The following is a 24,690-nucleotide window of genomic DNA, read 5'->3' on the forward strand; positions in this document are numbered from 1 at the left end:
CACAGCCTAGGCTGCACTTTTATTGAGTCGTTCGAATGTCTGAGAATGGATAAATAACAACCTCTGTTCGGCCCTCAATAGAGTTTAGCTCAATAAGACCCAGTCCATTTCTCGAATCCATGCTGTTCAATCGGTTATCACCCATAACAAAAGCTTTACCTTTTGGTACTTTTAATGGACCAAAATCTTCCGTTAAATAGACACCTAGACTTTTCGCTTCTGATTTATTTTCTTTTAAATAGGATTCAGGTATCTTTTTATTATTTACATAAAGAACGTCATTTCTCATTTGAATCACGTCACCCTCAACACCTATAATCCGCTTTACGTAGCGTTTATCGTCCCCTTTAATAATAACGATATCTCCTTTTTTCGGTTCAGAGAATGCGTATACAATTTTGTTAACATATAATTTTTCCTGATCGTGAAGTGTCGGGGACATGGATGCACCTTCAACTAAATAAGGAGCGAAAAAATAGGTTTTCGTAATAAAAACAAAAGCCAATGCAAATACAATTGCTTTAATCCAGCTCATCCATTCATTTCTCGGTTTTGTATTTTTTTCTTGTTCCATCATATAATCGTTCACCTCGCCGCTACGATTTCAATTTTAATGCGATCGGGATCTTCAAAAAACAAAGCAAAATGCTCATTTCCTCCTGCATATGGGTACTTATCTTCATACAGAAACGAAACATTTCTATTTGTTAATTGTACACGAAGCTGATCAATTTGCGCACGTGATTTAGCCCAAAACGCCAAATGATTGAGCCCTGTATGTTTTCTATGGAAGGGGGTCTTTGCGTACTTCTCTTCTGTCTGAGTAAACACAAGATAAGCAGTACCGTTTTTATAACTAACACCTTTGTCCCATTCCTGGTAAACCGCAAATCCTAATTCCTGCAGAAGCCAGCTATAAAATGCTTTTGTACGCTCTAAATGATGAACATTAATTTCTACATGATGAAGCCCTTGTGATATTTCCAATGTCTGTTGTTCTCCTTAAGAATACTATGAAAAAATGAAAAAAGGCATTCTTTCACTTTTATTTTTATTAAAAATAGCCTACAATGGTAAAGATTTCCGTTTTTGAAACAGGAGGGTTATCTATGAACGGTAAAACAAAACACGCAGCAATCTTCCTGGCTATCTTTTTGCTTTGGATGAAAACCTATATTGTTTATAAAGTCTCTTTTACGCTTCCGATGGATAATTTCCTGCAACAATTTTTATTATTTTTTAATCCCCTTAGTTTTCTTGTATTCTACTTTAGTATGGTTTATTACTTCTCTCCATCAAAAAGAAGGCGGGTCATTCTATGGCTTTCTTTTATTTATAGTTTCATATTATACGCGAATATTGTGTACTATCGATTCTTTAGTGATTTTATTACGGTTCCGGTATTGTTCCAGACAAAAAACGCAGGTGATATGGGCAATAGCATTTACGAACTCGTGAATCTAACCGATGTTTTCTTTTTCATGGATGTTTTTATATTGGCCTATTTACTAAAACAACCTCGTTGGTCTCCCGACGTATCCATTGTACGCAAAGACCGCAGAAAATTATTTCTTGCAGGGCTGGCTATTTTAGCCGTTCATATTTCATTGGCTGAAGCCAACCGGCCGCAGCTGCTCACAAGGACGTTTGATCGGGAAATTCTTGTTAAAAGTTTAGGGACATTCAATTATCATCTGTATGACATCATGCTTCAATCCAAATCTTCCATGCAAAAAGCATTAGCGAGCAACATTGATGCTGAAAAAGTTTTGCAAAAGCTCAAAAAAGACACGGCTAAAAATCAAGAGCTTTTTGGCATCGCAAAAGGTAAAAACGTAATTGTCATTTCGTTAGAATCTACTCAAAACTTTGTGCTGAACTATAAAATCAATGGCAAAGAAGTTACACCATTTTTTAATAAACTCGCTAAATCCAGCTATTATTTTAATCATTTTTATCACCAGACTGGTCAGGGCAAAACATCAGATGCTGAGTTTCTAGTAGAAAATTCTCTCTATCCTCTTCCAAGAGGCGCTGTTTTCCAGACGAACCCATTGAACGAATATAATGCGATGCCTGAAATCTTAAAAACGAACGGTTATTTTTCAGCCGTTTTTCATGGGAATAATAAAAGCTTTTGGAACAGAGATGTTATGTATAAAACCATGGGATATGATCAATTTTTCAGTGAAGAATTCTATAATGTTACGGCGGAAAATTCCATTAATTACGGCTTAAAAGATATCCCGTTTTTCGAGCAATCCATGCCGTACTTAGAAGATCTTCCGCAACCCTTTTATGCAAAATTTATTACGCTGACAAATCATCATCCTTTTATACTGGATCCAGAAGATCAATGGATTGATCCGTATTCGGTTGATGATGGTACCGTTAGCCGCTATTTTACAACCGTCCGTTATGAGGATGAAGCATTAAGGCAGTTCTTTGATCATCTGAAGAAGTCAGGACTTTATGATAAATCGGTTGTTGTTGTGTACGGAGATCACTATGGGATTTCTGAAAGACATGAGGATGCTATGGCTCAAGTGCTTGGCAAAGAAAGTCTTACCCCTTTTGACCATATTCAGCTTCAGCAAGTTCCGTTATTTATTCATATCCCTGGTAAAAAAGGACGGACAGTTGAAAGCATCGGCGGACAGATTGATGTAAAACCAACACTCTTACACCTTCTGGGGATCGAAACAAAAGATGATGTCCATTTTGGTACAGACCTTTTCTCAGAAGATCATAATGACCTTACAGTTCTTCGCAACGGTGCTTTCATTAACAAGGATTTTGTATACACAAATGAGACATGCTATAGCAACACGTTTGGTATACCTGTTGATATCAAAAAATGTGAGCCTTATATAGATGAGGCAAAAGATGAACTCGATGAATCGGATCGCATTGTTTACGGTGATCTGCTGAGGTTCTTAAAAGTAAAATAGAAAAGCCTAAAACGGATGAAAACGATCATCCGTTTTAGGCTTTTTTGCTTGGACGGGTTAGGAAATATAAGGATAGCACCTAAAAACAAAAATGAAAAAGAGTGAAATTTACTGTATGAATCTGTGATAAACGCCTTGAGAAAAATCCGAGATCAGCAAGGGAAATAAATTGTTTGGGGTCAGTCCCTCTGCATGATTTTTGAGTTGCGCATGCGGATCATGGAGTAGTGCAAGGTGGATGTTGGCAGCTGTTCATACAATGGCTGAAGCGATGGAACGATTCTAATTTCAATTCTCTCCTGTACGAGTTCATCAAGCAGGGACCCCACTTCCTCTACTTTCAGGGGGACTTCTGTCTCATATGACACATAGTAACCTGCTCCTTCATCCATCATAACAAAGTGATCATCACTTAATGAATACCTGAAGAGCTTTGTGTTCTGAATTTGGTCAAGCGATCCGCTTTCTACAGCCATTATTTTTTGTGCTGATGTCATGTGTAAATATTTTTCCCGATCTGACTGAGTTGTTTCAGGTGTTGCCCAAAACCCAATCCTTGGACAATCCCGCGGAAGCAAATAGAGCGGGGACCGCTCTTTATCAATCGCCCACACCATTGGTGGACGGTCTGGGAAACTTGGATGTTTACGCGGTACAAAAACCTCAATATGCTTCTCCTCTGAAAAGTGATATAGCATCAGAACCCTTCCTCCCTTTTATCTCTTGTGATAACCTAAAATATCCCTTTATAATAACCTATAACACTCATAAGGCGGGAATCATTTTGAAACTTCTTTTTGCTTATTTTACTGATGTTCATGGCAATATCGATGCACTTGAAGCAGTCATTGAAGATGCCGTTTCTCAAGGTGCGGACTCCTTTATCTGCGGAGGGGATATGATCGGGATCGGTCCCTTTACAAATGAGGTACTAGAACTATTATTCAGCTTACCTTCTATTCATATGGTAACAGGCAATCATGATGAAGCTGTCCTTGCTTTAAAATACGATCAGCCATATCCTGAAAGTCACGCTCATGCCAAACTTCATCATCAATGGATTGCAGATCAACTCAATCATGAATTAGCAGAACAGCTTAAAAAGCTGCCGCGAGAAATTGCTTTTAACCATGTCGATATTAGCTTTTTAATTACCCATTATCCTTTTAAACAAGGAAAAAAGGAATCTCCTATTTCTGAAGATCCCTTCCAGCCTATTATGGGAAACCCTACCCTAGAATTGATCGAACAAGCTTTTGGAACACATTCAAATGACTTTATCGGGTTCGGACATCACCATATCGGCCATGATTTTAAAGGGGAAATGACACATTATGTGAACCCGGGTGCTCTTGGATGCAGCTCGACCGCTGAAGCTCGTTATGCGTTGATATATGTAGACAATCACAAAGTTCGCGTGGAATTTAAAAGCGTACCTTATGATCGTCAAAGATTAATAAAAGCTTATAAGGAGTTGCAAATACCAGATTCCGACTTCCTCATGAAAGCTTTTCATGGTATTTCTTAGGTTTAGTATAAATCTTTTACCGGCTGATAGTTTTTTGAGCCTGATGGGAGAAGATCGAGCATCGGCCAAACTAAACAAAAATCGTCTCCTGGACCGAAATCACTTTTGGCAACATGATAGATTGTACCGTTTTGATCTTTCCTAAAAGTAGAAACACCCGGATAATAGTATCCATCTTTTTCAAAGCCTAAGTCTTTTTTAAATGTATTTTCTTTTGTTGAAATCATAGGAAATCTCCAGCTTCTTGATTGAGCAAATTCTTTTTGTACCTTTGGTTCATCAGGGCTTGATAGATAGAAAGGAGCTTTGCGGATAATGTGATGATACACTCCATTAAATCCATCAGCCCACATTGTACAATATGAACAGCTTTGCCCCATATTATGCACTATGATCAGTTCATCCTGATCACCAAAAAGATCTAATAGTGAGACTTGCTCTCCCTCTGCAGTCAGAAACGTGTAATTCTCTACTTCCTCTTCAGGGAGAGAGCGTTTTAGCTTGGTAAGTTTTGCTTTACTCTCCAAGATTTCCTTTTCCAATAATTCAATTTCTTCTATTACCTCTTTAACTACCATTCCCAGCCTCCTATTTTCCGTTTACCATCTAATTCTGTGGCGGAAAGTACAAATCCTGTACAATTTGGAGGTTATTTGATGATTTTCTTAGCCTAATTCAATAAACTCAATTTCCTCACCATCTGGTCCCTCGTAAAATACGGTTTTCCAGCCGTTTTCTACTTGATAAGGACCTTCTGACGGTGAGAGTCCTTGATACTGCAATTCTCTTATTTTTTCTTCGATACTCATAACGGTAAAAGCGATATGAGCGCCTTTTGTCACTTCATGCGCGTCTTGTATTAGTTCAAGCTGAAATCCTTCACCTTTAATAAATAAAAGCTTAGTATCATTCCAATTCAGCTTTTCCATAGATTGAATGGTTACTATTTTTTCGTAAAAAGCGACCGACCGCTCTAGGTTTTCAACATACATTCCAATATGATGAAGCATCATAATCGTCACCTATAAAATAAGATTCATATCGCCAAACTCGTGCCACAAGTAATGTTGGTCAATAGCTTCTCTATAAGCAGAATAAAGTTTCTCAGATTGAATAAAGGCGGACAAAAGCTGAAGATGACTTGCTTCTGGTTCATGCATCCCGGTAATTAATCCATCACAGACTTGCAGGTTTGTTTTCTCCTGAATGTATAGATTTGTCCAGCCTTCTGCAGCATGCAGTTCTCCTTTTTCTAGGGCTGCTGTTTCCAATGCCCGGACGACAGTAGTCCCGACAGCTATTACCCTTCCGCCTTCTTGTTTCGTTTTATTAATCACATGAACGGTTTCTTCAGGAACTATATAGTTTTCAAAATTTTTGTCTGGTCCCTTATGCCATTTGTCATCGAGCAAATAACTTAAACCGGTATGAAGCGTTATATAGGCGATCCGTACCCCCTTTTTCTGAAGACGAAATAAGAGTTCCCAGCTGAATGCGCGGCCAGCAGATGGCATTTCAACGGATCCTGGGATCGTTGCAAATACGGTCTGGTAGTAATCAAGGTTCCACGGCTCTTGAATGTACTCATACCGAACGGGTTCTCCTAAACTATAAATCTGGTTAAAAAGGTCTGAACAGCAAAGGTTGAACGCCAATGAAACAAATGGTGTTTCAGAAGATTGAGCTACGACCGCCGCCGTCAAAGCGGGTGAAAATCGGATGATGTCTCCTTCTTTCAAATCCCCGCTGACCGGCAGCACTTCCCAGACGGACTCATTTTTTCTGTGAGCGAGCCTTATCTCTACTTCCGCACCGTCTGCTTCCCGTTTGCTTTTTAAAACAGCAGGAACCGTCCGGCTTACGTTCAATACGAGAAGGTCTCCCTTTTTTAAAAATCGATCCAGATGATAGAATTGCGTGTGTTCCGTTTGACCTGTCGCTTTGTCGAGCACCATCATCTTCACATAATCTCTGCGTATTCCTCTTCGCTCGGGAGGCTTTATGGCGTTAAGTTCATTTGGAAGTTCGAATTTGATTGCTGATTCCATCAGTTCCCGCTCCCCTCAAGCTGAAATTCTTGTGCCTCAAAACGTTGCCCTGTAATGTGACTAGACGCATCCGAGGCTAAGAATCCAAATACAGCAGTAATGTCTTCTGGTCTTGCGAGCTCATAGTCGCAATCTGGCACGGCCAGTCTGTGCATTTCCGTGTCCATCTCTCCTGGATCGACCATGTTCACACGGACACCTGATTCCCTCACTTCATCTGCCCACGTTTCGGTTAAGCCCTCAAGAGCAAATTTAGAGATTCCATATGCGCCCCATCCGGCATAACCGGTTGCACCCGCTTCAGATGTGATGTTAATAATGCTTCCCGTTTGCTTCTGCAGCATAATTGGAAGGACTCTTCTCGTCACGAGGAATGGACCAATCGTATTTACCCGCAATACTTCTTCAAAATCGTGTTCTGGATAATCCAATAAAAATGGCATCGGGCTCGGTCCAAGGATCGATGCGTTATTTATAAGCACATCAATTTTTCCGTAATATTCTTCTGTTAAAGCTACAAATCTTTCAACATCCTTTGCTGTTGACATATCAGCTCCTAATGCTAACACGTCTGCCCCAAGCTCCACTGCTTCCTTTTTTACTTCTTGAATCGTTTCTTCTGTTCGTGAACAAATCGCTAAATTATATCCTTCTTTCGCAAAATAAAGCGAAAGCGCTTTCCCTAAACCTTTTGATGCACCTGTAATCATTGCTAATTTTTTCATCTTTTCTTCCTCCTAAAATCGGATTATATACTTTTTATACATTTATGTTTACTAAGTATATTTATTATAGTTTCATTCTTTTTATTCCGTCAATGGATTTGTTTTAAAAATCTTTCGACAACTTTCTTGAACATAAAAAAAGAGGGGGGTCTGTCCCGGGACAGACCCCCCATCTCTATTTCAAAAGGAAGGAAGCTTGATCTATGATTTCGATGTCTGAACGTTTTTTAACGTCTCTCATTAACTGAAATAATGCCATGTCTTTTTTCTTGGATTCAATCATACAGTCGATCTGGTCCACGCTTCCTTTGATTTCTTTTAAGAAATCAAAGAACATATCTGCTTCAACAAAATCGGCATGATGACGAAACTGCTTTTCACTTTTTGGACTGGAAATGTGCATTTTTAAAGGCAGTGGTGAACGTTTCCACGATTCTACTACTCTCGGCCAATGCTGTGTCCAGTTTTCGTCATGATGAAAGGCAAGATGATGATGATAGTCAAATACGAGAGGAACCGCAAGCTTTTCACATAAATAAAGGGCATCATCCATTGTAAAAGAAGTATCATCATTCTCTAACATGATCATCTCCTGAAGCGGCACAGGAACATACGCCCAGTTTTGTATAAACCGCTCAAGAGCCACATCGGTTTCTTTATAGTTCCCGCCTACATGCATCACGCACCTATGCATTGTATTGATTTTCATTTTTTTTAGAAGCTTGTAATGCAGCTGCAACGTCTTTACCGAGTTTTTGAGCACTTCTGTTTTTGGTGAATTAATGAGCACAAAATGATCTGGATGGAAGTCGAGCCTCATCTTATGTTTAGCAGCAAACACACCAATCTCATGCAGTTCATCCGTTAATGGTTTCATATAATCCCAATCCAGCAACTCCCCGTGATTGGCAAGCGGAATCAATCTTGAAGTCATTCTGTAAAACTTGATGTCATGAGCCGCCGCGTGTTTTAAAATTCTTAACGTGCTATGTAAGTTTGCTTGTGCGATTCTCTCTAATTTCCTCTTTCCCGCTTCTCTATTTTGCAGCTGGCTGAATTGCTTATATGTCATCGTCTGGGATGGTGAAGCATTTTTCAGCTCCATACTCATGGCAACAAAACCTAATCTGACTATGGTCATTCCTAACACCTCGATTCGTCACTATCAGTATGACCACTTTAACCTGTTGCTTAACCTATTTTCATGTTTACAGCATTTACGGGTACAGAAAAGACGAAACCGCGCCACTCCCTTTTTTAAAAAAAACGACAGAAAACCGAACAAAAAAAACGCCCCGGCACATTTCGTACCAGGGCGCTCGATTATGCTTAAGCAGCTTCAGTTGCCTGCTTTTTCTTTTTGCGTTTAAACAGCTTTCCAATGTTTGCGAGCATTTCATAGATAACCGGTACAACAACTAACGTTAATAATGTGGATACCGTTAATCCGCCGATTACTACGACCGCTAAGCTCTTTGATACGAGGCTTCCGCTTTCTCCTCCAAGCATTAATGGAATCATCGCACAGATCGTTGCGACAGCTGTCATTAAGATCGGACGAAGACGCGTTGAGCCTGCTTCTAAAATAGAATCTCTTATCGTTAAGCCTTTTTCACGCTGCTGCTGCACGCGGTCGATAAATACGATCGCGTTTGTTACAACGATTCCAATTAACATCAATGCCCCGATAAGAGAAGAGATATCAAGCGGTATGCGCGATATGACAAGCGCAATAATTGCACCGACTGCTGCGAGCGGTAATGAGAACAGAATGGCAAACGGCGCGCGTGCCTGACCGAATGTAACCACCATGATTAAGTATACGATGAAAATCGCTGCACCCATCGTCATGAAAAGATCCATAAATTGATCGTTCATTTCTTCTCCAGCACCGCCAAGTGCTACTTTAACGCCATCAGGTTTCTCCATTTTCTTGATGACATTCGCTACATCCAGGTTTACTTTTTTCACGTTTTTATCTGTAATCATTCCTGTTACTTGCAAATACTCTTTCCCGTCTTTACGGAACACTTGAGATTTTGCAGGCTTAAGCGTTAAGTCCGCAACATCCTTCAATGCCACAGGTCCCTTTACTGGGGAAAGGACAATTGTATTCATCAAGTCTTCTCGGTCATTTACATTACTTAGGTCATAGCTCATGACAACTGGCAGTTTAATGCCGTCTAACGTGATTTGGCCTACTGGACTATTACCGACTAATCCTTTTAGCTGCTGGGCAATATCAGACGGTGTTAACCCTGCATCTTGTGCTTTTGATTGGTTAACGTTCATTACCCATTCATTTTTAATATCTTCATTATTGGACTGTACATTATCCAGCCCTTTTACGTCTTTTAACTTCTTTGTAAGCTTTTCAGCCATTGGTGCAAGGTCTGATTGCTTTTCAGCCGTGATATTCAGTGTCAATGCATCTGAACTTCCACCCATCATACTTGCTTTGCTGGCAGAAATCGTTGCAGGAGCGAACTCTTTTTCAAGATTCTTCATATCTTTTACAAATTGATCTGTGTCAGCACCTTTTTCCATTTTAGCTGTGAAGGATGCTATGTTGTTACCTGTCGCTTGGCCCCATTGTGCCATCTCACTGGAAACACCAACTTGAGAAAAACTCGACAAAACACCATCATGAGCTTTAATTTTTTCTTCCATTTTAAACGTTCCTGCTTTTACATCATCAAAAGACGTATCTTCAGGATATTCGATCTTAACATTCACAATACTTTCTTCTGCTGAAGCCATCGTTCCCGCTGGCATTACAGCATAAAGCGCGATTGAACCTGCAAATAATAAAATACAGATTCCGCTTACAATCCATTTGTGGTTTAACGACCAGCTTAAGATATTTAAGTAGCGTCTTGGAGGCTTTGGTGTATGCTCCTTTACGTTTTTCAGCATTTTATAGCTCATCAACGGTACAACTGTAAGCGCTACGAGCAAGGATGCGAGCAATGAGTACACAACCGTTAAGGCAAACGGCAGGAAGAAAACACCTAATGCTCCTTCCACAAGACCTACTGGTAAAAATACCGCAATCGTAGTAATTGTGGATGCTGTAATGGCTTTTGCTACTTCTCTTACAGAATCGACGATCAGTTCTTTCGAGCGTTCGCCAGTTTGCAGGCGTCGGAATATATTCTCGATAACTACGATACTATCATCTACAAGTCTCCCAACTGCAACCGCTAATCCGCCTAGTGTTAAAACGTTCAGCGTGATGCCTGATTGATGCAGCAAGAACAACGTTAAGCAGATCGATAAAGGAATACTGATTACAGCAATAATGGTCGATCTAAAATGACGCAGGAATAACAAGATAACAATAGAAGCAAACAAAGCTCCTAGGGCAACTTCTTTCGCCATGCTCATTACGGAATCGTAAACTGAGTCAGATGTTGCAAAGAATACAGCCAGCTTGAAATCTTTTCCGTATTGCTTGTTAATTTCTTTCATTTTGCTCCGTACATCGTCGCCTACCTGAACCGCATTCGCATTTGATTCTTTTGTTATCGCTAAATACATGGCATCTTTTCCATCAACATGTGTAATGGAATCGAGGTGCTGTACATCTTTTAATTCAGCAACATCTTTTAATAAAACGCCCGGTGCAACAGCGATGTTCTGCCATGCATTTAAATCTTTCATTTCGCCAAGGACACGAAGCGTGTTCGTTTTTTCCTCAAGTGTTACATTCCCTGCAGGAATTGAAACGTCTTTACCTTGAAGAGCTGCGATAATTTGCGGTGCAGCTATCTTTTTCTCCATTAGTTTCGCTTGATCTAATTTTAATGTGATTTCACGAGTCGCTTTTCCGTACAATGCCGCATTAGAAACCCCGTCAACACCTTCGAGCTGCGGAATTACTTCTTCTTCGATCAGCTTATAATCAGCCGCAGTAAACGCTCCATCTTTGTTGATGGTCATATCCATGATTGGAATCATTGACGTATTTAACTGGATAACAAATGGTTTTTGCACACCTTCAGGCAGCGGAAAACTATTTGTCTTTCGTTCTACCTCTGTTGTTACTTCTTTCATATCTGTATCCAAATCAAAGGTTAAGTCAATTTTAGAAATCCCTTGACCAGATTGTGAGGTAACCGATTCTACACCTTTAATATTGCGAAGTTCTTGTTCGATGGGTTCTGTAATGGTATCTGTCATCGTCTCAGAGTCCATACCATCTGCTAGTGTTGTAATGGTAACCATTGGATTATCAATGCTCGGTAAAAACTCCATCGGTAAGCGTTGCCCTGCGTAAACCCCTAACGCAGAAATCAGCAAACACATGATTACGATGGCTGAGCGGTTTTTCAAAGAAAACCAAGTAAGTTTTAACATTTCCCTGCCTCCATCCCCTACAGCCTTTTTGAGTACAAAAGGCTCACATTTTATACAATACTTGGATATTGTAGTACGATTTGAATCTAAAAACAAGCTGCAGCTTTAAAATTTTTCCAAATGTACACAAGTCCTTATGTATCAACAAAAAACTGTATGTTCGAAAGGATCCTTTTATACCCGTTTCCATTAAAAAAACCGCCCTAAAAGAAAAGGACAGTTCTCAAAGATGTATCATTTTCATCAACGTAAATATCTTCTAGCACCGCTATAAATATCTTTCCAATATTTTGTGTTCATTGACTGGATGCGGACTCCCTTTGTTGTGGCTGCTATGAAACTATTATTTCCGAGATAGATCCCTACAAAAGAAACACTTTTTCCGTTCGTCTTAAAAAATACGAGATCACCTAATTTTTCTTTTCCCTTTGCAACTGCCGCTCCGCCTTTAAACTGATCGGCAGCTGTTCTTGGTATGTCTTTCTTCACAACAGTCGTTTTATAAATAAATTTCGTGAATCCTGAGGCATCAAAGCCTTTTGCTGTCGTACCTCCCCATTTATATGGAGTCCCCAAATAGACTTTGGCTGTCTCTGTTACTTCTTGGTCATAGGATGGAGATGCTTTTGCGACTGATACACCACTTAATAAAAACATTGCGGCAAGTCCTAATGAAACAAATACGGAGAAAATACGTTTCATAAAAAACATCCTCTCTTTTTAACTGCTTTTTATGATTAGTCGATAGTCTAATGGATAAGGTTTCTATTTTCTCAAAAAAAAATCTGTTTTCGTATACATTGTTGCTCTTGTATGCGGTTGATTTTCGTTTCAGGCTGCTCGCTTTCCGCGGGGCAGACGGTGAGCCACATTCGGACGTTTCACTTATAAGTGTCTCACCTGCCAGCCTGTCCCGCAGGAGTCTCGCACCTTCCACTTCAATCAACTTTACAACGAAGAACTTCAAAACCTTTTTGTAGCAACAATCTTTTATAAAAGAGCAAAAAATAAGACTGTTTTCGTATTCATTGTTGCTCTTGTATGGGGTTGATTTCCGTTTCAGGTTGCTCGCTTTCCGCGGGGCAGGCGGTGAGCCACATTCATACGTTTCACTTATAAGTGTCTCACCTGCCCGCCTGTCCCGCAGGAGTCTCGCACCTTTCACTTCAATCAACTTTGCAATGAAGAACTTCAAAACCTCTTTGTAGCAACAATCTTTTATAAAAGAGCAAAAAATAAGACTGTTTTCGTATTCATTGTTGCTCTTGTATGGGGTTGATTTCCGTTTCAGGCTGCTCGCTTTCCGCGGGGCAGGCGGTGAGCCACATTCGTACGTTTCACTTATAAGTGTCTCACCTGCCCACCTGTCCCGCAGGAGTCTCGCACCTTCCACTTCAATCAACTTTACAACGAAGAACTTCAAAACCTTTTTGTAGCAACAATCTTTTATAAAGAGCCTAAAAAAAAGACTGCAAATTGCAGCCTTTTTCGACAACCTCTTATTGTATAAAATTAATTCCCGTTATGTCTTTGATCGGTTCATTTAATTGATATGGTCCTACTGAGTCTGTTCCAGGTATATTAAACTTTACACTATGGTATCCATAACTTTCAGCAGTAAGCAGAATTCCATCAATCATCATGATATTGTTTTCTTTTTCTTCAGATAGTTTATATGAATCAGGGAATGTTACTTCAATAGAATGTTTCCCCGTTATTTCAATTTTTAGTTCCATATCCTTTGGAAGAAGGGGTTTTAATCCTCGTTCTTGATCGTCATCCATCTCATTAATGGCTGATTTAACGTCTTTAGGCATCTCATTTGCTTTCTTTCCAGCTGAATACAAGCTTACGATAAATGTATCTGTAGTTGGTGTATCAAAGCGATAAAATGGTGATCCTGGCACACTTAATGCCATTTCGTTTTTGCGGCCAATGTTAGGAAACTCGTAACCTGCCTGCCCATTCGTCCGAAATTCAGCTTTATATTTCTTATTATTAAAAGTAAATGACAGCATTGGGTCTAGCAAATTCTCTTCAGATTCAAAAATCACACCAGGCGGCCAATCAATAATAACAGTCTCTTCTTCCTCTGAAAGCTTCGCACGATTTAAAGGACTATCAGAGAGTCCCAACTCAGTTGGCTTAAAACTTACGAGCTGATCATTTACTTTTTCCAGATAATTAGACTTTTTGGTTATAAAACTGACAGGAACAACAATTTGAGCCTGTTCATCCATGTACGACACCGTTACCCAATCCATGTTTTTGCCCGTAAAATCTTTAGCAAACTTTTGACCATGATACTTAAAATGGTTTGACATCTCAGCAGATTTTAATGACATCTTCGCATCGGATTGGTCTCCTGCCCGGTCAAAACTTGCTGTGGACTGTGATTCCATCTTACCTGACTCTGATCGTTTGAATTCCATCTTACTATTGCTGCTATTGTTGTTAACAAGATCCGGAGCGAAGACGCCAAACAACACAAGTGCACACGCTGTCGCCAAAGCAGGAAGCCCCCATGATGGAATGCTGCGTTTACCCTTTGTTTGTTTATAATTGATGCTGGCTTGAATTTTAAGATATAAGTCTTGCTTGGATTGGCGATCTTTTATAGGTGGCAGATTCTTAAGAAACTGCTCAATTTTTTCGTCATTCCACTTAATTGGTTCCATCTTTCAATTCCTCCTCCAGGCCCGGATGCTGATCAAGCCATTTGCGCAATTCTTTTATGGCCCGGTGCTGGGTGGTTTTCACTTTACTTTCTGTCCAACTTAAAATTTGTGCAGTTTCCACAATCGATAAAGATTGGATATATCGAAGTACCAACACCTGTTGTTGATCAAATGAACAGCGTTTCAGCATTTTATACAAATCTTTGAAAGACTCTTTCTTAGCTACTAATTCTTCTGGAAGGGGGTCTTTATCACGTAAAACGTTTTCGCTTTCTTTAATATCAAAGATCAGAAATTTCTTGCTTCGTCTTGCTTGTTTCCTTAACCAGTCAATGGCCACATGTCTGGCTATGGAATATAACCATGTTTTTTCGGTGCTTTTGCCTTCAAAATTTTCATATGAGTTTAAAACCCGGATATAAACTTCCTGTACGAGATCCTCTGCCGACTCCCGGTTTCGGACCATATAGAACAGAAATTGAAACAACGCGTGGTGATACTCGTCGTACAACCGGTCGAACGTTTCTTTCACTACTAATGGCCCCCTGTCTCTCTCTATTTTATGTAGTCGAATTTTTATAAAAAAAGTTACAATTCACTATTTCACATTACAAGTCTACCTTTATTTGATACTTCCGGAAAGGACCATTTGGTCGATATTTACCAACAAATCTAGTTCTCCTTAGACAAATATAGCCAAACAAAATAAAAAACCCGCTACTATCAGCGAGTTTTTTATTCATTCATCACATAGCTTATAAACATTTCTTCAAGCGTTTCCCACGTTTTACGATATTCCGATTCTTTTCCCAAAAAGGAATAGTGAAGTACATTACCGTCCCGAATACCCCAGAATATACGTGATATATTTTGCGGATCGAGATTCTCTTTTATTTCCCCAGCAGATTGTCCGTCCTTAATAATCGAAACAATGTAATCAATGAATTTATTATATCTATCTTCAAGAATAACACGCAGATCCTCTTGTCTCGAACCATACAGCCAAAATTCAATGTATACTCTTCTCGACTGCTGAATTTCTTCTGTTAACTCCTGATCTCTGAAACGGCGGAATATATTTTTGAGTTTTTCTTTCGCACTTTTAAGAACCATGTTCTCTTGTGCGACTTCCTCAAAAAACGTATTCGTGCTGATTTGCAGAAGCTGCAAATAAATTTCTTCTTTACTTGTAAAATAATTATAGATAGCACCTTTACTAATGTTAGAGTCTTTTACGATGTCATCAATAATGGTTGCTTGATACCCTTTTTCTCCAAAACATTTTAAAGCACTCTCAAGAATCTGGCTGCGTTTTTCTTCCTTGTATTGCTCTGAAACCTTAGGCATGATGCTTCCTCCAAAAAACTAAGTCTTTCATGTTAAGTATATCAAAGTTTTCAGTCTATTTTGGAAAAAGTTTTGACTGACTTCTGTTCTGTTTCTTTTTTAATGGGAAGAGTCATATGCACTTGTTCAACAAATGCTGTAAACCCTGAGTTTGTTAGTAAGTGGTTTAATGCGTTGTCTTTCTTAGGGACATTCAGCGTTATTCTTTTACACGGCACTTCCCATGGACCGAACGCAGCATTTAACAGGGATGCTGTCGTTTCATCATCCGTTTTTAATTGCGGGTCAGTGAAACATTGGTAAAGAATAATTGCCGACAGTTCACCCTTCTCATTATAATTATTTTTGTAAACTCCATACCCAGCAGGGCTCTCATTTTTACTTGCAATCACACATGTGAAATCTTTCAAACTTGCAAATTGTGTCTGCCATGCTGTCAATGGCTCGAAAAAGGATAGCTCTTTAATTGCATACATGCTTACTTCTTCTATTTTAATCTCATTATTTATCTCGCGGAAATTTGAGACAGGCCCATCATGGTTCAAGAAAATCAACTCTTCAAAGGTTTGATAGCCCATTTTTTCGTAGAGTTTAATCGCGGCTGTATTGCCCATAATCGCTTCGAGTCTGGCAGTATCTACTTGCTTATGAGCATAGATATCTAAACAGACAGCAATGAGCTTCTTCCCAATTCCCATTCCTCTATAATCAGGAGCGATAGCTGTGCCGCCATTCCAAACATAGCGTTTGCCATCGATGTCTCGAAAGCTGTTTAAAACAAAACCAGCAAGCTTGCCTTCATAGACAGCTGCGACAGAATCTTCTAAGGAAATACCTTCACCCGCTATCTTTTGAATAAAACGATTTAGATCCATCGTCATATCTGAGAAATAATGTTTCCACGACTCATTCCATAAAGAAATCGCTTCATCAAAACTCAACTCGCTAAAACGCTTAATAACTAACACTAGCCTCACTCCTCAAATTGTATTTTTTAAAAACGACTGGTCGTTTTATTTTATTCTATAAAAAGAATTCTGTGATGACTAGAAAAATCGTTCGACAAAATTAACCCTTTGCAAGAGACACCATTTAAACACAAAAAAACTGTTTTCATGAGATTAGAATTCAATCTGCAAAAAACAGCTTTCCTCTTCCTATTCGTTTTTTTCTTCAAAAAGCATTTTAAAATGCTCGTAATATTCTTTGAGCTTCCGATCTTCTTGTTTTATATAATTATTTCTTTCTTGATCGGTTTTCTTTTCTAAAGCATTTGCTCCAAATTCCGTTAAATCTGCCAGAACACCTGAAGTCTTTTTTCCTATCTCTACATCTTCTTTTAGTAATTGAGAGATTTCTGTCAGCTTGTTTAATTCATCCTCGCTGTAACTCTTTTTTTGATGAATCTGGCCAAGCATAGAATACAGCAGCTGTGCTCTTTCTTTTGTCTGAGCTTTCATACTATCACTCTCCTTTTCTCATCATTCCCGCCCTTAAATTTAATAAACTGTTTTATTTAGGAAAACATTGGGTAAATCAAGGGTAGTGTCCTAAAGAAAGGAAGAGTGCTGTGGGAAAAAGAACAGAACTTCGTCAAAGTAAAAAACGGTCCCGATGGATTCGCAGAACTGCCCTTGTAACACTACTATTTTTTCTATCCAGCATTACATTCGGCAGTGCTATGATATATGCCTATGTCAACGGAACCCCTAAATTAACTAAAGAGGCACTGCGTGATCCGCAATCATCCATGATTTATGATATGAACGATAAATTCGTAACATATGTAACCGGGAAAGAACGGCGGGAATATGCAAAGATAAATGAAATTCCCGAGCTTGTGCAGCAAGCCTTTATCTCAACAGAAGATACCCGCTTTCGGGAGCACTTCGGAATCGACGTCAAACGTATAGCGGGAGCTGCCCTTGCAAACGTGAAAGATGGCTTTGGGGCTGAAGGTGCGAGCACAATCACTCAGCAAGTTGTCAAAAATAGTGTGCTGTCGTCAGATAAAACGATAAAACGTAAGATTCAAGAAGCTTACTTAGCAGTCAAATTAGAACAAAAATACTCCAAAGATGAAATTCTCGAGATGTATTTGAACAAAATCTACTTTGGAAGCGGTGCCTATGGTGTCGCTACTGCATCAAAAACATATTTTAATAAGCCCTTATCAGAATTAAAACCTGAAGAAGCGGCATTGTTAGCCGGTCTACCTCAAAGACCAAGCGGCTACGACCCTTTTCTTCATCCAAAACAAGCAGAAGAAAGACGAAACACCGTACTTAACTTAATGTACAAAAATGGTGCCATAACGAAAGCGGAAAAGGATAAGGCCATAAAAACTCCTGTCACAGACTCTCTCGTAAAGGACCAAGGAAGCCGTTTAAAATATGAATCTTTCATTCAGCAAGTGATTAAAGAACTAAAGAAAAAGGGAATCCCTGAACAAGCGATCTATGAAGGCGGATTAAAAATATACACCACTCTTGATCAAAAAGCACAGGCACATACTGAAAAAGTGCTGTCTACGGACGAATTCGTAAAATATCCGAGTGATAAATTCAAAGCAGGCGTAGCGCTGCTCGATACAAAGACTGGTGCTATCCGAGCGATCGGCGGAAATCGCACAGCTGACAAAAACGATGTGATAGGCGGCTATAACTATGCTACGGATATTCAAAGACAGCCTGGATCGACGATAAAGCCTATCCTTGACTATGGTCCTGCTATTGATGGGTTAAAATGGCCAACCTATAAACAAATCAATGATGAAAAATTAGATATTGGCGATTGGGAAGTCAACAACTGGGATGACGAGTTTCATGGGGAGATCTCTATGAGAGAAGCCCTTGTTAACTCTTACAACATTCCAGCTATTAAAACTTTCATGGAAGTAGGATCCAAAGATGCTGTCGGTTTCGCAAACAAATTAGGCATGAATATTGAAAATGCTACTCCAGCTTATGCAATAGGAGGATTTAGCCGTGGACCGTCACCACTGCAACTTGCCGGTGCTTATACGGCTTTTGGAAATAAGGGAATTTATCATGAGCCTACTACTCTCAGAAAAGTAACATTCTCAGACGGATATGAGAAAAAATACGAAACAAAGCCTGTTGCTGCGATGCATGATTACACGGCTTATATGATTACAGATATGCTGAAAGACGTTGTAAAACGAGGAACTGGAACATTAGCCGCCATACCTGGACTTGAAGTTGCCGGGAAAACGGGCACAACAAACATGCCAGAAGGAGCAAACATTGATGAGAAAGGTTCCAGTGATTCGTGGTTTGCTGGCTATACAACCAACTATACGGCAGCCGTCTGGACCGGTTATGACAAAACAACAAGCGAACAATACTTAACACCTGAAGATCAAAAAATTGCTAAATATATCTTTAAATCCATCGTATCTGAAGTCTCAAAGGATAAGAAAACGGCTGGATTTGAACAGCCCAAATCAGTTGAAGAGATTTATGTAAATAAAGATACGGGCTACATTTCAAAAGATAAGAACAGCTCTAATGTCACAAGAGAATTAATCATAAAAGGAACTTCTACAAAAGATCTTGTGAAACCAGTCAAAGAAAGAAAAGCAAAACCAGTTAAGAAGGACAATAAAGAAGAAAAGAAAGAAGTAAAGAAAGAAGAGAAGGATAAGAATGCAGAGAAAGATAAAAAAACAGACAAAGAAGAAAAGGCTGACGACAATAAAGGCTCTAAAGACGATAAACCACCTGTAGTTGAACCAGGTAACCCAGATGAACCAGATAATCCTAATGATCCAGGTACGAATCCTGATGATCCTGGTACAAACCCTGATGACCCAGGTACAAACCCTGATGACCCTGGAACCAATCCTGACGATCCTGGTACGAACCCTGATGATCCTGGAACAACAGATCCACCACCAAGCGGAGATACGACAGGAACGACAAATGGAACGACAAATGGAACGACCACAGGCTCTGGAGGAACAACAGGTACGAATAACAAGTCAGGAACAACTACAACGAACAACTCAGATAAAACAAAACCATCTGGCACGACAACTACACCCACTCAATAATACAAAAAGTAACCCGCCATTTTTTGCGGGTTACTTTTTTACATCTTTGTTATATACTAACGCTCTTTTCTAAAAGATTGGTGCTGTTGAGTGATCTTTGAGAAACCCTCCATGGAAAAGTTAATTGGAGCGGAAGGGGCGAGACTCCTGCAGGATGAGTGGGACAGGTGAGACCTCTCATTGTACGCAGTACGGAGGGGGCTCACCGCACACCCTGCGGAAAGCGAGCGCATGAAGCGGAAATTAACCTCTTTCAAAAGCAACAAATTTTACGAAAACAGCTTTTCCTAAAGAAACTCGGCTGACGACAAGTCTTAGTGCAAAATAATTTCCGGGGAAATTCGACGCTATTCCCCAAAAGTTTACACTTCTAGTTTTGAATATTGATTCCTTTATGCAAAAGGAATTGTTCAATCTGTGCTTGATGATGAAGATCGTGTTCTACAAGTCCTTCTATATATTCAGATAATGATACAAAACCTTTTCCTAGTTCAATTTTTATTTCCCATATAGAAGCTGGTACTTCTTCTAGCTTTTTTGCAACCTTATTTCGACACTCTATTACATCGTCGATTAGTTTGTTTTTTGAATTTCCAATTCTCGCTTGCTCTGCAGCCTTTTTGTTAATTTCTTCTGGGTCAAAATTTTTCTTTGGTAATTCGGTACCACTGACAAAATAACGTACTCTTTCTTCCCAGACGAAATGATCCCATGCTTTGATATGGGAAATGATTTCACCAACTGACCATTTTCCTTCTTTTATTGGAACTAGCCAATATTCTTCGGGCATCGTTTTTAATGATTCTAGCCAATTTGTGAAATATTGATAGTTCATGATTACCTTATTCATCTTTTATCCCCCAATTAATAAACTTTTTCAAAAAACATAGGGTTTTGTCCCTGTCACTCCTTCTCCTGGGACATACACTGTATAGAAAGCAAATGGCACAACAACGAAGGAGGAATTCAGCATGTTTGGAAATAAACAAAATCAACGTAACTGGGGTTATGGATATGGTTGCTGCAATCCGTGTGGCGGCTATGGCTATGGCGGTTATAGTGGTGGCAGCGGCGGCGCTTTTGCGATAATTGTCGTGCTCTTTATCCTTCTCATCATTATAGGTGCGGCGTTTGTAAGATAACAGCAGAAAAAAGGCGAGAGAAATCCTCTTGCCTCTTTTTACCCTGTCCTTTGTTTCGATACAAATGTAAAAGAAACATGGTTAGGAATGGGCTGGTTTATATCCATTTCTTTTCTTTTTCCCCTTTTCCTGCCGCGATTTATTTGGCTGGTTGCTCTTTTTAGACCTTCAGCCATAAAATTAAAAGCTAATATCACTAATGCAAAACACATAACTGGAAAAAAGACGAGCCAAGGTGCAAGTTTCAGCTGATAATAATAGGTTCCTAACAAACCGGACCATTCATTAGAATTAGATGCGGGTATCTCGAATTGCATAGCAAATTCACGCATGGTCGTTCCGCCGATGAAAATCTGCAGTATCCCTAGGTGAGCTAGCAAAAGAAGAACAGCAATGACTTGCTGTACATAAATTAAGATAAGCTTCGGCCATAAATGAGGCATTACATGCTTCCATAGAATCCTTAACCGGCTGCTGCCTATTAACTTTGCACTTGTGATAAACTCTTCCCGCTCGATTAAGCTCATTTCTTCTTTAATGAGAATCGCCGTGTTAGGTACTGCGATCAGTACGATAAAAAACATTTCGAAAAATACTTTTTCCCAAAATGTAATCGCCTCTGCTTTCATGATCGGTCCCACTATAAAAAAGATAAGAAGGGCTGCCGGCACGTTATAAAAGGACTGCGATAAGCCTTTAATAAATGAAAGAGTCCTCCCAAGCCTTACTAGCAAAATGCCTCCCAAAAAGGACAGAGCTACTCTAAGCAAGCTGGCTAAAAAGGCAATTCCTAACGTATACTTTGCTCCGGAAACGAGCTGAAAGAACAAATCTACTCCCATTCTGTCACTCCCAAACCAATACTTACTAGATGGTTCAAAGGGTGCCTTATCAATGGGAGTCCCCTCTGCATTATATATATACTGATCCTCATAGATTTTGTTATCCATTACAAATTGATGATAAAAACTAAATAAAAGTATTCCAGCGACAAAAAGGAATCCAATCATAAAGAAAGGTTCTTTCCAAATATTCCTTATCATTTTTCACCAACCCATTTATACGTTACGATTCTGCCCACTGTAAAAAATAAAAACATCGGCACAAATAGTAAAATCATTGAAATCGTGAAAATGGCAGGTTCACCGTTTTCCCTGACAAACGTGGTAATTCCGTAAATATTAAACAAGAATTCTACCATTAATAAATTAGACAGCATAAACCATAAAATATTGCGCGACTGATGAAAAACACTTAGAAGTGTATTCGGAAGAACATGCCTCCATAAAATTCGAAACCTGCTCATTCCTTTGCTTCTTGCTGTATCGACATATAACTTTCCTAGCTCATCCTCCATATTCAATAGTAAAATTCTTAAGATGAGAAGGGTTGGCAATACGGTTAGACAAAGAATCGGTACAAAATACGTTTTTTGATCAGAAAACGAAACGATCTGAAATAAAAGGATATTCGTTTTTTTGAAAAACCAAATAATAAAAAACTGCATGGCAATTGCAAACAATACGTCTGGAATGGATTCAAATACAAATGAAAAAACGCGGATTTTTTCTGTAGCTCTTGGTGGAAGAGAAAAAATAAAAATAGCAAATAATAATGCCAAGGTCAGAGCAATAAAGAACGCTGAAAATAAAATAGTTAAAGAGTAGCTGTAAATGTGCCACAAGTCTGGAAATAGCGAGTGCTGCCCTCCACCTTCAAATGTAAAATACATTAGTTCCGATGGATGCAAAAGCTGACTAATCAATTCCTTTACCCCATCGATATATGTGCCAGCTTGAAAGGACAATCCTTGAAACATAAAGGGGACTGACCCTAGCAAGACAATTCCGATAATCGATAAAATCAATGACACCAAACTGTCTTTTATGATATATGGCATGACAACCCCCTATTGCTTATTCCTCTTTTTATATTCAATACTGGCAAGCAAGTGGTCTCTAATGGTGTATTTGATTGCCAGTATGTTAGCAAGATCTCCCTTGCAGCCACCCAATTGCACGCTCTCATTGCTTTCGCGCATGTCCGAACATTCGAATTTACCTGTTGGCATGCCATAGCTTTTTTCATTATTTAAAAATTCTATTTTTCCTTTACTGATGTAATGAAGTTCACTCGTGGTTGAATTTCCTTTCTTATTAAAAACGGTAATCTTAACCTTGCTTTCCTTTCCTTCATTTACATCGTCTAAAAATGCAAACATAGGCTGAAGGTTTTTTGCTTTTACTGCTCCTGTTAATAGTTCATTACGATTATCTGACTGGTTTTGAATAACAACATGATTTTTGCTGATGGCGTCTTTCACTGTGAATTTCGGTTTCTTTTCTGACTCATGATCCGAGCAGGCTGCTATCGCAAATAACAAGATAACAATCCACAATCCCCATAACTTTCTCAATACATATTCCCCCCTTATCATTTAGACGAATGAAATGGTGTAAATCACTCAAAAATTAGAAATATTTACCTAATATAAATTTCTCTTTAAGATAAAAAAAGCCTCTCTTTTTTTCAAAAGAGAGACTCTCGTTTATAGTTCTAATGTTAAAGGGTCCTTTTCTTCGCTATTCATCAGTCTGATTAAAGATGGTTCGATTTTTAATAGGATATAGTTCGGATCTTCTGGACCATCAAAGTAGTGAGACATTTGTTCTGACCAATATTTTTCTTTTAGCTCTTTATCATCCTTAATTTCAGCTGTACCTTCTACTTCCAGATAAGGATCGTTATAGCCCTCTCCTTCATATCCAACTAATAAATGCACATTGGGATTTTCTTTAATTTCTTCTGTTTTATGAGTTTCACTACTCGTAGGTGTATAAAAGGTAAGATTATCGTGGAAGAACGTCATGTATCTGGAGTGAGGCTTATTCTGCTTTACCGTAGCAAGAACTCCAGTTTGTCTCTTCTCTAGTTCCTCTAATACTTTATTCTTTATTTCAGCTTTATCCATTTCTACCACTCCTTTAAAATGACTCTCTCTTAAATCTACCTTTTAGGATGGAATATAAAACATCAAGTTATGCATTAGCCATAATTAATATTTTAAGTCTGGCTGTTTTCGTATTTATTGTTGCTTTTGTATGTGGTTGATCTCCGTTAAAGGATGCTCGCTTTCCTCGAGGGGTAAGGTGAGCCTACTAGAAGAAATATAAGCTACTGCTCCTGCGTCTGAAAGAAAATACCTGTAGGATCAATCCAGAAAAGGGATTTCCTCAAGAAAATAGAATATAAAAATGATTAGGGAGGGATTGAAAATGAAGTTTAAAGATTACGAGGACTTTTGGCCGTTTTACCTATCACAGCACAGTAAACCTTCGACAAGAGCCTGGCATTTTGCCGGCACGTCTTTTGTCTTTATATTTATTCTGCTCGCCATTATAAGCAGTTTATGGTTTTTATTATTAGCACCTGTTGTAGCATACGGCATCGCCTGGTTCAGCCATTTCTTTATAGAAGGCAATAAACCCGCTACATTCGGTCATCCATTCTGGTCACTGCGAGCAGACTTTCGCATGTACCGTTTAATTCTGTTTGGACAGCTGGATAAAGAGCTGAACAAGCTGACATCTAAAAAAGGAATGTGATCCAAATCTATACAGAAACTTATCTCTGTTTTTATAGATGAATTTTTCCGCAATCATTCTTGCTATGAAAGCAATTATTGATCTCCGTTTCAGGATGCTCGCTTTCCGGGGGGGGTGTGCGGTGAGCCTCCTAAGCGCTTTGCACTTACAGGAGTCTCACCTGTCCCACTAATCCCCCAGGAGTCTCGCACCTTACACTCCAATCAACTTGTCATTGATGTCTTGAAGCAAG

Annotated in this window: 25 protein-coding genes; 5 read left to right on the top strand and 20 right to left on the bottom strand. The window is 39.2% G+C overall.

The features are described 5' to 3' along the window. Positions 1-19: 19 nt before the first annotated feature. The gene (lepB, locus tag J2X07_RS19285) at positions 20-574 is read right to left on the bottom strand and encodes a signal peptidase I (RefSeq protein ID WP_310262777.1); all 555 of its coding nucleotides are present in this window, start codon (positions 572-574) and stop codon (positions 20-22) included. An 11-nt stretch (positions 575-585) separates the two neighbouring features. Then, positions 586-987: a VOC family protein gene (locus J2X07_RS19290; RefSeq protein WP_310262676.1), complete on the bottom strand. Its 402-nt coding sequence runs from the start codon at positions 985-987 to the stop codon at positions 586-588. A gap of 122 nt (positions 988-1,109) precedes the next feature. Between J2X07_RS19290 and J2X07_RS19295 the strand changes: the two genes are divergently transcribed. Continuing rightward, positions 1,110-2,951, top strand: coding sequence for an LTA synthase family protein (locus J2X07_RS19295; RefSeq protein ID WP_310262680.1), 1,842 nt, complete (start codon positions 1,110-1,112; stop codon positions 2,949-2,951). A 179-nt stretch (positions 2,952-3,130) separates the two neighbouring features. Here the strand turns inward: J2X07_RS19295 and J2X07_RS19300 are convergent, their stop codons facing one another. Beyond that, entirely contained in the window at positions 3,131-3,649 is a 519-nt protein-coding gene (locus J2X07_RS19300; protein ID WP_310262682.1) for a DUF6886 family protein, read from the bottom strand. 86 nt (positions 3,650-3,735) lie between these two features. On the opposite strand from J2X07_RS19300, the gene J2X07_RS19305 reads away from it, so the two are divergent. Next, a complete protein-coding gene (locus tag J2X07_RS19305) occupies positions 3,736-4,479 on the top strand; it encodes a metallophosphoesterase family protein (RefSeq protein ID WP_310262685.1) in 744 nt (247 codons plus the stop codon). A gap of 2 nt (positions 4,480-4,481) precedes the next feature. On the opposite strand, the gene J2X07_RS19310 is transcribed toward J2X07_RS19305, so the two are convergent. The 12 genes from J2X07_RS19310 to J2X07_RS19365 form a co-directional block, all read right to left on the bottom strand. Then, positions 4,482-5,057 (bottom strand): DUF899 family protein, encoded by a 576-nt coding sequence (locus J2X07_RS19310; RefSeq protein WP_310262689.1) that lies wholly within the window; start codon positions 5,055-5,057, stop codon positions 4,482-4,484. 87 nt (positions 5,058-5,144) lie between these two features. After that, positions 5,145-5,492, bottom strand: coding sequence for a VOC family protein (locus J2X07_RS19315; protein ID WP_310262692.1), 348 nt, complete (start codon positions 5,490-5,492; stop codon positions 5,145-5,147). A gap of 9 nt (positions 5,493-5,501) precedes the next feature. Continuing rightward, positions 5,502-6,527: an S-adenosylmethionine:tRNA ribosyltransferase-isomerase gene (locus J2X07_RS19320; RefSeq protein WP_310262695.1), complete on the bottom strand. Its 1,026-nt coding sequence runs from the start codon at positions 6,525-6,527 to the stop codon at positions 5,502-5,504. Then, positions 6,527-7,252 carry an SDR family NAD(P)-dependent oxidoreductase gene (locus J2X07_RS19325; protein ID WP_310262698.1) on the bottom strand — a complete coding sequence of 242 codons (726 nt, stop codon included), beginning with the start codon at positions 7,250-7,252 and terminating at the stop codon, positions 6,527-6,529. The genes J2X07_RS19320 and J2X07_RS19325 overlap by 1 nt, the downstream gene beginning before the upstream one ends. Positions 7,253-7,427: 175 nt before the next feature. Then, positions 7,428-8,393 carry a UV DNA damage repair endonuclease UvsE gene (gene uvsE / locus J2X07_RS19330; RefSeq protein ID WP_310262701.1) on the bottom strand — a complete coding sequence of 322 codons (966 nt, stop codon included), beginning with the start codon at positions 8,391-8,393 and terminating at the stop codon, positions 7,428-7,430. Positions 8,394-8,581: 188 nt separating this feature from the next. Beyond that, positions 8,582-11,611: an efflux RND transporter permease subunit gene (locus J2X07_RS19335; protein ID WP_310262703.1), complete on the bottom strand. Its 3,030-nt coding sequence runs from the start codon at positions 11,609-11,611 to the stop codon at positions 8,582-8,584. A gap of 243 nt (positions 11,612-11,854) precedes the next feature. Then, positions 11,855-12,313, bottom strand: coding sequence for a C40 family peptidase (locus tag J2X07_RS19340; protein ID WP_310262706.1), 459 nt, complete (start codon positions 12,311-12,313; stop codon positions 11,855-11,857). Positions 12,314-13,110: 797 nt separating this feature from the next. Beyond that, positions 13,111-14,289 (bottom strand): hypothetical protein, encoded by a 1,179-nt coding sequence (locus J2X07_RS19345; protein WP_310262708.1) that lies wholly within the window; start codon positions 14,287-14,289, stop codon positions 13,111-13,113. Continuing rightward, positions 14,276-14,821: an RNA polymerase sigma factor SigX gene (sigX, locus tag J2X07_RS19350; RefSeq protein ID WP_310262710.1), complete on the bottom strand. Its 546-nt coding sequence runs from the start codon at positions 14,819-14,821 to the stop codon at positions 14,276-14,278. Before sigX ends, J2X07_RS19345 begins: the two co-directional genes overlap by 14 nt. A 203-nt stretch (positions 14,822-15,024) precedes the next feature. Further along, the gene (locus tag J2X07_RS19355) at positions 15,025-15,636 is read right to left on the bottom strand and encodes a TetR/AcrR family transcriptional regulator (protein WP_310262713.1); all 612 of its coding nucleotides are present in this window, start codon (positions 15,634-15,636) and stop codon (positions 15,025-15,027) included. 50 nt (positions 15,637-15,686) lie between these two features. Beyond that, positions 15,687-16,604 carry a GNAT family N-acetyltransferase gene (locus tag J2X07_RS19360; protein ID WP_310262716.1) on the bottom strand — a complete coding sequence of 306 codons (918 nt, stop codon included), beginning with the start codon at positions 16,602-16,604 and terminating at the stop codon, positions 15,687-15,689. A gap of 189 nt (positions 16,605-16,793) precedes the next feature. Then, positions 16,794-17,096, bottom strand: coding sequence for a hypothetical protein (locus tag J2X07_RS19365; RefSeq protein WP_310262721.1), 303 nt, complete (start codon positions 17,094-17,096; stop codon positions 16,794-16,796). 110 nt (positions 17,097-17,206) lie between these two features. Here J2X07_RS19365 and J2X07_RS19370 point away from each other — a divergent pair, with 110 nt between their 5' ends. Next, the gene (locus J2X07_RS19370; protein ID WP_310262725.1) at positions 17,207-19,711 is read left to right on the top strand and encodes a transglycosylase domain-containing protein; all 2,505 of its coding nucleotides are present in this window, start codon (positions 17,207-17,209) and stop codon (positions 19,709-19,711) included. 370 nt (positions 19,712-20,081) lie between these two features. On the opposite strand, the gene J2X07_RS19375 is transcribed toward J2X07_RS19370, so the two are convergent. After that, positions 20,082-20,561, bottom strand: a complete 480-nt coding sequence (locus J2X07_RS19375; protein ID WP_310262728.1) for a DinB family protein — start codon at positions 20,559-20,561, stop codon at positions 20,082-20,084. Positions 20,562-20,682: 121 nt separating this feature from the next. Between J2X07_RS19375 and J2X07_RS19380 the strand changes: the two genes are divergently transcribed. Next, complete coding sequence (locus tag J2X07_RS19380) at positions 20,683-20,853, top strand: YjcZ family sporulation protein (RefSeq protein WP_310262730.1); 171 nt, start codon at positions 20,683-20,685, stop codon at positions 20,851-20,853. A gap of 38 nt (positions 20,854-20,891) precedes the next feature. On the opposite strand, the gene J2X07_RS19385 is transcribed toward J2X07_RS19380, so the two are convergent. From J2X07_RS19385 to J2X07_RS19400, 4 genes are all read right to left on the bottom strand, one after another. Next, the gene (locus tag J2X07_RS19385) at positions 20,892-21,896 is read right to left on the bottom strand and encodes an ABC transporter permease (RefSeq protein WP_310262733.1); all 1,005 of its coding nucleotides are present in this window, start codon (positions 21,894-21,896) and stop codon (positions 20,892-20,894) included. Next, positions 21,893-22,753: an ABC transporter permease subunit gene (locus tag J2X07_RS19390; RefSeq protein ID WP_310262735.1), complete on the bottom strand. Its 861-nt coding sequence runs from the start codon at positions 22,751-22,753 to the stop codon at positions 21,893-21,895. The genes J2X07_RS19385 and J2X07_RS19390 overlap by 4 nt, the downstream gene beginning before the upstream one ends. Positions 22,754-22,762: 9 nt before the next feature. Further along, a complete protein-coding gene (locus J2X07_RS19395; RefSeq protein WP_310262738.1) occupies positions 22,763-23,269 on the bottom strand; it encodes a hypothetical protein in 507 nt (168 codons plus the stop codon). Between the two features lie 132 nt (positions 23,270-23,401). Then, positions 23,402-23,824 (bottom strand): pyridoxamine 5'-phosphate oxidase family protein, encoded by a 423-nt coding sequence (locus tag J2X07_RS19400; RefSeq protein WP_310262741.1) that lies wholly within the window; start codon positions 23,822-23,824, stop codon positions 23,402-23,404. Positions 23,825-24,128: 304 nt separating this feature from the next. On the opposite strand from J2X07_RS19400, the gene J2X07_RS19405 reads away from it, so the two are divergent. Further along, positions 24,129-24,458 carry a DUF962 domain-containing protein gene (locus J2X07_RS19405; RefSeq protein WP_310262744.1) on the top strand — a complete coding sequence of 110 codons (330 nt, stop codon included), beginning with the start codon at positions 24,129-24,131 and terminating at the stop codon, positions 24,456-24,458. Positions 24,459-24,690: the final 232 nt, after the last annotated feature.

Origin of the sequence: Fictibacillus barbaricus (assembly GCF_031457135.1) — a bacterium.
GTDB classification, from domain to species: domain Bacteria; phylum Bacillota; class Bacilli; order Bacillales; family Fictibacillaceae; genus Fictibacillus; species Fictibacillus barbaricus_A.